Here is a 1,690-nt window from a genome sequence, read left to right on the forward strand (position 1 = left end):
GGCTCTGGCGCAGTCTCCGTGATGACGTCTGGGGCGGTCGTCGAGGTCTTGTTCGCTGGTGGTAGGTGACGCCAGTGCCTTGATGATCTTGTTCTGAGTTTCTTGCCGCACTTGGGTGGTGTGGTGGTCAGCGCGGTTCGCGGCGACGGTCGGGCGGTGGTGGTTGAGGCCGGGGTTGCTGCCTCTGTGGCTGCGTGTCCGGGTTGCGGCACCGAGTCAGCGCGTGTGCATTCCCGCTATCAGCGGCGGTTGGCCGATGCCTCCATCGCCGGTCGTGTGGTCGTTCTACTGCTGACGGTGCGACGCTTCTTCTGCCCCAATCCTGGTTGTGCGGCAAAGACTTTCGCGGAACAGGTGGCAGGGTTGACGGTGAAGTGGGCACGGCGAACGAGCCGGCTGACGACCATGCTGATCGCGATTGGGCTCGAACTTGCCGGTCGCGCCGGAACACGACTGGCACGACAACTGGGGCTGCCGGCCAGCAGGGACACGCTGCTGCGGCTGATCCGGCGATTACCGGACCCACCGGCAGGCCCGATCGCTGTGCTCGGGGTGGACGACTTCGCCGTGCGCCGCGGGCACCGCTACGGCACCGTCATGGTCGATCTCCAGACGCAACGACCGATCGACCTCATCGAGGGCAGGGACGGCGATGCTCTGGCCGCATGGCTACGCGAGCGGCCATGTCCCGGGATCATCTGCCGGGACCGAGCAGGCGGCTACGCCGAAGGAGCCCAGCAGGCCGCGCCGGAGGCATTGCAGGTCGCCGACCGGTTCCACTTATGGCAAAACCTCGGCCAGGCCGTCGAAAAAGACGTTTCAGCGGCCCGCGGTGACCTGGCCGCAGCGTTGGCCGCGCAAGCCGATACTCAGCGATCGAGTCAACCACCGCCGACGGTGAACCAGCGTGAACTCAAGGTCGTGACGCGCACCCGCCGGCATCATGCCGAGGTCCACCGACTCCTTGCGGAGGGTCTGAGCAAGGCCGCTATCGGCCGCGAACTGGGCCTGCATCCCGCGACCGTGCGGAAATTCGCCAACGCCGCGACGGCCGATCCCCTGATCGCGAAAAACCAGCAACGATCGTCCATCCTGGACGGATATCACGAACACCTGCACCGCCGCTGGAACGACGGTATCCGCAACGCCACCCAGCTGACCAGAGAAATCACTGCTCTGGGTTACTCCGGTACCGAACAGCAGGTGCAGCGCTACCTACGGCGATTCCGAACGAATACCCGCCAAATCGCCGTGCCCGCGCCACGGCCGCCGTCGGTTCGCGACATCACCCGCTGGATCATGTCCGACCCGGCCAACCTCGCCGAACAGGACATGACCAGACTGGACACGATCCAGAAACGCAGTGATGACCTCAACCGCCTGACCCGCCACGTCGAAGCCTTCGCCCTGATGATGACCCGGCGCGAAGGACACCAGCTCGACTCGTGGATCAGCACCGTCGAGACGGACTCGCTGACCGCCATCGCCTCGTTCGCCCGAAACCTCCGCCGCGACATCGACGCCGTCCGTAACGGCCTGACCCTTCCCTACAGCTCGGGCCCCGTCGAAGGCCACGTCAACCGCATCAAAATGCTCAAACGGCAGATGTTCGGCCGAGCGAACCTCGACCTCCTCCGAAAACGCGTGCTCCTCCAAACGAACTGACATTCACGGAGACTGCGCCAGAGCC

The 1,690-nt window shown here is 65.1% G+C and carries 1 protein-coding gene; it reads left to right on the forward strand.

The genetic code is table 11. The features are described 5' to 3' along the window. The first annotated feature begins 159 nt into the window (after positions 1-159). Positions 160-1,665 carry an ISL3 family transposase gene (locus tag MOQ72_RS44050; protein ID WP_308198080.1) on the forward strand — a complete coding sequence of 502 codons (1,506 nt, stop codon included), beginning with the start codon at positions 160-162 and terminating at the stop codon, positions 1,663-1,665. Positions 1,666-1,690 lie beyond the last annotated feature (25 nt).

This window comes from Saccharopolyspora soli (assembly GCF_022678645.1).
In the GTDB taxonomy this organism is placed as follows: domain Bacteria; phylum Actinomycetota; class Actinomycetes; order Mycobacteriales; family Pseudonocardiaceae; genus Saccharopolyspora; species Saccharopolyspora soli.